Raw genomic sequence first — 7,523 nt, forward strand, 5'->3', positions numbered from 1 at the left:
GTGGGGCGCGGCGTCGCCGATACGGCGGTGGGCGAGAAGTGGGCTGACGTGTGGTCAGACCTCCAGCTCTGCCTCGACCTTGCGCAGCTGATGCCGGGCCATGGCGAGGTTGGCGCGCTTGTTGTCCAGCGCCAGGTACAGGAACAGCCCGTTTCCGCCGCGCGCCTTGAGCAGCCGGATCAGGTGGTACTGCGTGCCCAGGCTGATGAGGATGTCCTCGATCTCGTCCTGGAGGCCCAGCATCTCCATGGCGCGCAGCTTGGCCCGCACCACATCGGTGTTTCCGGCCGCCGCCACGTTGAGATCGAGGTGTTTGCCCCCTCCCAGGGTGCCGAGCGCCATCCCACTGGTGTAGTCGACGAGGGCGACGCCGACGCACCCCTCGATGACGGTCATCGCTTCCTTGAGGGCTGTTTCGGTGTTGGCCATGGTGGTGGTGCCTTTCGTTTCGATGGGCTCATCGGACTTGTGCGGTGTGTGGGGTGGTGGAGTTGGAGTTGGAGTCGAGACGGTCGAGTGCGCCGTCGACGAGCTCGCCTATGCGTGCCCCGGTCCTGCGGGCTTCCAGGTGCAGTCGCCCGACGTTGACGCGGGGCTCCGCGGTGACGGTGAGCACGGCCGCCGAACCTGCCGCGTAGGTCGCGACATAGCCGCGCTCGCCGCGTATCAGCAGTTCACGGAAACCGCCCTGTCCGGTGGCCTCGGTCAGGCGCACCGACACACCCAGGGCCGCCGCCGTGAGCGCGGCGACGGTCTCCGCCTCCGCGTCCGGGGTGTCCCGGGCCAGCACCAGGCCGTCCACGCTGGCCGCGAGGGCGCCGGTGAGCTGAGGCAATCGGCTTCGCAGCCGGTTGAGTTCGTCGACGACTCCAGGGCTCGCTGTCATCAGCTGTCTCCTCTCGGCGCGCTGCCTCAGCGTGCGCATCACAGCGTTGCCTCCAGGGCGTCACGGAGTCTGCGGAGTAAGGCGATGTCAGGGTCCGCGGACATCTCCATGGCGCGGGCGACATCGGGGGGTGGTAGAGCAGGGACAGAGCTGCCCGGGGTCTCGACCAGACCGGCCGCGGCCAGCCGACGGACATCGATCATGGTGTGGAAGGCGGGGCGGCCCAGGGCCCTGGCGATGTCGGCGGGAGTCCGGACGCCGTCCGCCAGCTCGAGCACGGCGCGCTGCCGCGGGGCGGCCCGGATGCCCGGCGCCCGTCTGGTGCGGACCACCGGCGCGGTGTCCGTCTCCGGGTGCGCCCACAACCGGTCGAGCAGCGCCCGGCGTCTTGCGGTCTCCCGCTCCACGGCCGCCGCGGGGACGGGCCGCACGGGCCCTATCCAGTGGGCGACCCCGTAGCGGAAACGGGAAGGGGTGTTGCTCGGTGCGAGTGCGAAGAACGCGGCGTCGTAAAGCGCCTCCAGGTGGCAGATCTCCAGCTCGCCGCCCGAGAGCCGGCCGGTGTCGACCAGATAGCGGCCCACCCTGCCGAGCGCCCCGGCCTCACGCAGGGCTTCCGTCCAGCCGTCGGCGCGCAGCCGTCCGGCGGCGGTCAGGAGGACCTCGATCCCGGGTGCGACGGGGCTTTCGGCGTGCACCACCTGGCCGTCGACGAGGTAGAGCGTGCCCCGGTCGCGTAACAGCGCGCCGGTCGCCCGCTCCGAAGCGAGTCTCAGCAGCATCGGGGATACGGTCACTCCAGCACCAGCCGCTCGGTCAGATCCCGCATCCGCAGCCGTGCCAGGGCGAGATTGCCCTCGACCCGGTCGAGCCACAGATGCAGAAGAACACTGCTGTCAAAGCTGGTCTCCACAAAACGCAGGACGTGGTAACACGTACGCGTGGTCACGACGAGGTCTTCGATCGGGGGTGTCTTCGCGGAGCCTGCGCCTGAGCCCGCCCGCCCGGCCGGATCATCGTCGGCAGCCGGTGCGAAGGTGGGGTGCTCCGCCGCCATCCGCGCCAGCTCGGCGGTTTCGGTGGCAGCCGTCTCATGGTCGGCGCCCGCGGCGTCCCCCACCGTGCCGAGGGCGAGCCCGCTGGTCCAGTCGACAAGCGCTGCGCCGCGCACTCCGGGCAGCCGCATGGCGTGGAGCAGACACTCGTCGATTCCGGGCACGCGAAAATCCCCCTCCAGCACGTGTGCGAAACGGCTCGGACGTTCGAACGTCCGTAGTCGGGAGGTTACGCAACGGAGTGGTGCCTGCTAGAACTTCTGGCATTTTCCGTCGGAACATGCCCGCGATCCGCTAGGGTCCGCGGCCCCAAGCGGGCATTCCGGTACCCGGCTCGGCGCGTCCCTCCATCCGGCTCGGGCTGACGACAGCTCAGCCGCCGCGCGTCAGCGACTGCTCGTGATGGAGCTTCATCCACAGCTTGTTGACGCCCCACAGCAGGATCCCGATACCGATCAGCACCCCCGCCCGGATGTACACATCAGCGGCCCGGTCCGAGAGCGGGCTCGCGAGGATGACCGATGTGATCGCACCGATCACCGGCAGGACCGTCGGCGTACGGAAATGGTCGTGGTCGACCGGGTCCTTGCGCAGCACGAGGACGGCCACGTTCACCACGGCGAAGACGCACAGCAGCAGGAACGCGGTGGTGTCGCCGAGGCCCTCGATCTCGCCCGTGGACACCAGGCCGATGGCGATCGCGGTGACGAAGATGATGCCCGTGACCGGGGTGCGGCGCCGGGGCAGGACCTTGCCCATCCCGGGTGGGAGCACCTTCTCGTTGGCGAGGCCGTAGCAGAGCCGCGAGGCCATCATGATGTTGATCAGCGCGGAGTTGGTGACCGCGAACAGCGCGATCAGGGCGAAGAGTTTCGGCGGGAAGGCGACGCCCCCGGCCTTGACCACCTCGAGCAGCGGTCCGGTGGAGCTCTCCAGCAGCCGGTAGTCGACCAGCAGCGAGGACACCAGCGCGACCAGCACGTAGATCGTGCCCGTCACCGCGACACCGGTGAAGATCGCGCGCGGGAAGGTGCGCACCGGATCCTTGGTCTCCTCCGCCATGTTGACCGAGTCCTCGAAGCCGACGAAGGCGAAGAAGCCGAGCGCCGTGGCTCCGAGCACACTGGTCATCAGGGCGAAGCCCGTGCCGCCCGACGACTCGAACTCGCCGAGCCGGGACGGCTCCCCGCCGCCGGTGATCACCGCCCAGGCGCCGATCGCCAGCACCACGACCAGGCCCGTCAGCTCCACGATGGTCAGCACCACATTGGTCTTCACCGACTCCGAGACCCCGCGCAGGGCCAGTGCGGCCAGGGCGAGGATGAAGGCGATCGCGATGAGGGTGGGCGGGATGGCGGTGGTGAACTCCTGGAAGTAGTCCCCGCTGAAGGCGCGGGCCGCCGCGCTCGCCGATGACAGCCCCGAGCACATCACCATGAAGGCGATGATGAAGGTGAGAAAGGGGAGCTTGAACGCCCGCTGGGTGTAGAGCGCGGCACCGGCAGCCTTCGGGTACTTGCCGACGAGCTCGACATACGAGGCGGCGGTCATGATCGCGACCAGGAAGCCGATCACGAACGGCAGCCACAGCGCCCCGCCGACCTTGCCCGCGACCTTGCCGGTCGTGGCGTAGATGCCCGTGCCCAGGATGTCGCCGATCACGAAGAGGATCAGCAGCTTGGGACCGATGGCCCGCTTGAGTGAGGGCTGCTGCTCTTCCGGTGCCTCCATGGAGGCGGATGCGGCCATCGGATCCCTTTCCCGTGGTCCCGTCCCTGTGTGTACCGCTCTCTACTGCCCGGCTTTCGCACGGTGATTCCGAGGCGTGGGGCGGATGAGCCTTACGAGGGACAGGGGACACGGCGGTCAGCCCGTGCCACCGCCTCCCCCCGCGCCGCGCCCCTCCACCTCGGCGGCGATATCGGCGAGGTCCCTGGCGATCGCCTTGCGCACGGCCCGCGCGCCCAGACCGCCGAGCACCTTGGCGAGCAGCCCCATCGCACCACCGGGCGGCACGGCGCTGAACGTCATCCGCACCACCGTGGTCTCGGGACCGAGGGGCTGGAGCGTGAACTCCGAGACATAGTGGGTGCCCTGGGAGTCGGCCTCCACCACATACCGTCCGGGCGGCTCGCTCGCCGTCACGTACATCTCCTCGGTGGCTTCCTTGCCCAGCATCCGCCGGGTCTCCCGCCACCGCGTGCCCACCCGGAAGGGGCCGTCGGTGAGGACCTCGACCTTCTCCACGCCGCTGAGCACCCGCGCCATGTCGCGCAGGTCGGTCATGGCTTCCCATACGCGAACGGCGGACGCGGCGATCCGGTGCTCGACGGCGACGCTTTTCGTGGTCATGGACCCCATGGAAGCACCGGGGTCCGACAACCGCTCTCCGCCGCTCTGTCCGCGGCCGGTGCCCGCGCTACAGCAGTGCGTCCGGGTGCGCTCCGCCCGACTCCGCCACGATCTCCTCCATCGTCTGCGCGTCGCGTACGAGCGTGAACGCGATCCCGCCGCCGTCCGCCTCCTCGCGGAAGCCGTACACGGCCGGGCGCACCAGGCTGTTGTACGCGTAGTGGCTGGTGAAGTAGTAGGCGCCGGTGTCCAGCGCCGCCACCACGTCGCCCTGCTCCAGCAGCGGCAGTCCCCTCGCCTCGGCGAGCAGGTCGCCCGCGAAGCACGCCGGGCCCGCGATGTCCTGTACGACGTCGGGACCCGTCCTCGCGTGTCCCTTGTCGTCGTACGCGGCGATACGCACCGGCCACGCGCCCGGCGCGTACACGGTCCGGGTCGCCACCTGGGCGCCCGCGTGGGTCAGGGCGATGGGCCGGCCCCCGGTCCGCTTGGCGTACTCGACCCGGGCGAGCACCATGCCGTGCTTGGCGGTGAGCGCCCGTCCGAATTCGGTGACCAGCCCGTACCGCCCGTCGAAGAGCCCCGGGACCTCGCGGTCCAGCACCTGGGCGTAGTCGGCGAAGCGGGGGGTCTCCTCGTCGGTCGCGAAGTTGACGGGCAGCCCGCCGCCGATGTCCAGGGTGTCGACCTGCTGCCGCCCGGCGGCTGCGTTGATCTCCTCGGCGAGCTCGTACACGGTCCGTACGCCCGCGGCCATCAGCTCGAGCGGCAGGCCCTGGGAGCCGGAGTGGGTGTGCAGCCGGGTCAGCCACGGCCGGTCCAGGAAGGTCCGTACGACCCAGTCGCGTGCCCTCTCGTCGCGCAGCCCGACGCCGAACTTCGAGGTCGCGGTGGCGGTCGAGAGCGCCCCGATGGTGCCCGCCCCGATCTGCGCGTTCACCCGCAGACCCATGGGCGCGGCGGGGGCCGTCCCGTCCGCCAGGGCCCCGATCAGCGTCTCGATGCGGTCGATCTCCTGTGCGTTGTCGGCGTTGACGGCGATACCGAGGTCCAGCGCCGCGCGCAGCTCCCCGGGCGTCTTGGCGGGAGAGTCCAGCACGATCCTGTCGGGCGCAATCCCCGCTGCCCTGGCCAGTGCCAGCTCCCCGGGGCTGGCCACCTCGGCCCCGAGCCCCTCCCTGCCCAGCAGCCGCAGCACGCCCACCAGGGGGGCCGCCTTCACCGCGAAGGCATGCAGCACCGGAGCATCCGTGACCTGCTGGAACGCGGTCCGCAGCGATGCGGCGCCCGCACGGATCCCCGCGATGTCCAGCAGGGCGACGACCGGCTCGGTATCGCCGCCCAGCAGTCCCTGTTCCACGGCTGCCCGTACGGCCTGATCTCGACGGTCTGGCGTCATGGAGTCCAGCCAAACACCCGGCGGGGCTCCGCGCAGCGGTGCGCGGTGGTTGACTGAAATTATTCAGCGAGCGAGGATGTGAATAGACACATAGATCAGCGTCATCGTCGCGAGGAGGCCTCGGCCATGTCTGGACCCCGCCCCGTACGGGCACCGCGTGGTACGGAACTGAACGCCCTCGGGTGGCAGCAGGAAGCCGCGCTGCGCATGCTCCAGAACAACCTCGACCCCGAGGTCGCCGAGCACCCCGACAAGCTCGTCGTCTACGGCGGCACCGGCAAGGCCGCCCGCGACTGGCGCTCCTTCGACGCCATGGTGCGCACGCTGAAGACGCTGAAGCAGGACGAGACGATGCTCGTCCAGTCCGGCCGCCCGGTCGGCGTGATGCAGACCCACGAGTGGGCCCCACGCGTGCTCATCGCCAACTCCAACCTCGTCGGTGACTGGGCGAACTGGGAGGAGTTCCGCCGCCTGGAGTCCCTCGGTCTGACCATGTACGGGCAGATGACGGCCGGCTCCTGGATCTACATCGGCACCCAGGGCATCCTCCAGGGCACCTACGAGACCTTCGCCGCCGTCGCCGCGAAGAAGTTCAACGGCACCCTCGCCGGGACCATCACCCTCACCGCCGGCCTCGGCGGCATGGGCGGCGCCCAGCCGCTCGCCGTCACCATGAACGACGGCGTCGCCATCTGCATCGACTGCGACCCGCGCGCCATCGAGCGCCGGATCGAGCACCGCTACCTGGACGTGAAGGCCGACTCCCTCGACCACGCGCTCCAGCTCGCCACCGAGGCCCGCGACGCCCGCCGCCCGCTGTCCATCGGCGTGCTCGGCAACGCGGCGGACCTGGTGCCGCAGCTCCTCGCGATGAGCGCCCCGATCGACATCGTCACCGACCAGACCTCGGCCCACGACCCGCTCGCCTACCTGCCCGTCGGCGTCGACTTCGACGACATGGCCTCGTACGCGGCCAAGGACCCCGCGGGCTTCACCACCCGCGCCCGCGAGTCGATGGCCAGGCACGTCGAGGCCATGGTCGGCTTCATGGACGCGGGCGCCGAGGTCTTCGACTACGGAAACTCCATCCGCGGCGAGGCCCAACTGGCCGGATACGACCGCGCCTTCGCCTTCCCCGGCTTCGTCCCCGCCTACATCCGGCCGCTGTTCTGCGAGGGCAAGGGCCCCTTCCGCTGGGCGGCGCTCTCGGGAGAGGCGTCCGACATCGCCAAGACCGACAAGGCGATGCTCGACCTCTTCCCGGAGAACGAGTCCCTGGCCCGCTGGATCAAGCTGGCCGGCGAGCGGGTCCACTTCCAGGGCCTGCCCGCCCGTATCTGCTGGCTCGGCTACGGCGAGCGCGACCGCGCGGGCGAGCGCTTCAACGACATGGTCGCGAGCGGCGAGCTGGCGGCCCCGCTCGTCATCGGCCGCGACCACCTGGACTGCGGCTCCGTGGCCTCCCCGTACCGCGAGACCGAGGCCATGCTCGACGGCTCCGACGCGATCGCCGACTGGCCGCTGCTGAACGCCATGGTCAACGTGGCCTCCGGCGCATCCTGGGTGTCCATCCACCACGGCGGCGGGGTCGGCATGGGCCGCTCCATCCACGCCGGGCAGGTCACCGTGGCGGACGGCACCAAGCTGGGCGGCGAGAAGATCCGCCGGGTGCTCACCAACGACCCGGGAATGGGCGTCATCCGCCATGTCGACGCCGGCTACGACATCGCGGAGTCCGTCGCCGACGACAAGGGCGTGCGCGTCCCCATGCGGGAAGACTCGTGACCGAGTCCTTCCACGAGATGTGGACCCGGCTCGCGCCCATCGGGCG

8 protein-coding genes are annotated in these 7,523 nt (G+C 70.3%); 1 reads left to right on the forward strand and 7 read right to left on the reverse strand.

Features of this window, described 5'->3' with window-relative positions; translation table 11 throughout:
* Positions 1 to 54: 54 nt before the first annotated feature.
* The 7 genes from ACFV6V_RS30760 to ACFV6V_RS30790 form a co-directional block, all read right to left on the reverse strand.
* A complete protein-coding gene (locus ACFV6V_RS30760; protein ID WP_361281515.1) occupies positions 55 to 429 on the reverse strand; it encodes a hypothetical protein in 375 nt (124 codons plus the stop codon).
* Positions 430 to 457: 28 nt separating this feature from the next.
* Positions 458 to 886, reverse strand: coding sequence for a roadblock/LC7 domain-containing protein (locus tag ACFV6V_RS30765; RefSeq protein ID WP_385571127.1), 429 nt, complete (start codon positions 884 to 886; stop codon positions 458 to 460).
* Positions 887 to 924: 38 nt separating this feature from the next.
* On the reverse strand, positions 925 to 1,668 hold the full coding sequence (locus ACFV6V_RS30770) for a transcriptional regulator (RefSeq protein WP_385571128.1): 744 nt from the start codon (positions 1,666 to 1,668) through the stop codon (positions 925 to 927).
* Between the two features lie 11 nt (positions 1,669 to 1,679).
* Complete coding sequence (locus tag ACFV6V_RS30775; RefSeq protein ID WP_385571129.1) at positions 1,680 to 2,105, reverse strand: hypothetical protein; 426 nt, start codon at positions 2,103 to 2,105, stop codon at positions 1,680 to 1,682.
* Positions 2,106 to 2,313: 208 nt separating this feature from the next.
* Positions 2,314 to 3,690, reverse strand: a complete 1,377-nt coding sequence (locus tag ACFV6V_RS30780) for an APC family permease (protein WP_385571130.1) — start codon at positions 3,688 to 3,690, stop codon at positions 2,314 to 2,316.
* Between the two features lie 117 nt (positions 3,691 to 3,807).
* Positions 3,808 to 4,293 carry an SRPBCC family protein gene (locus ACFV6V_RS30785; protein WP_385571131.1) on the reverse strand — a complete coding sequence of 162 codons (486 nt, stop codon included), beginning with the start codon at positions 4,291 to 4,293 and terminating at the stop codon, positions 3,808 to 3,810.
* Positions 4,294 to 4,360: 67 nt separating this feature from the next.
* Entirely contained in the window at positions 4,361 to 5,692 is a 1,332-nt protein-coding gene (locus ACFV6V_RS30790; protein WP_385571132.1) for a diaminopimelate decarboxylase, read from the reverse strand.
* Positions 5,693 to 5,818: 126 nt separating this feature from the next.
* On the opposite strand from ACFV6V_RS30790, the gene hutU reads away from it, so the two are divergent.
* Positions 5,819 to 7,477 carry a urocanate hydratase gene (gene hutU / locus ACFV6V_RS30795; protein ID WP_385571133.1) on the forward strand — a complete coding sequence of 553 codons (1,659 nt, stop codon included), beginning with the start codon at positions 5,819 to 5,821 and terminating at the stop codon, positions 7,475 to 7,477.
* Positions 7,478 to 7,523 lie beyond the last annotated feature (46 nt).

The sequence above is a fragment of the Streptomyces sp. NPDC059828 genome, assembly GCF_042731955.1.
In the GTDB taxonomy this organism is placed as follows: Bacteria; Actinomycetota; Actinomycetes; order Streptomycetales; family Streptomycetaceae; genus Streptomyces.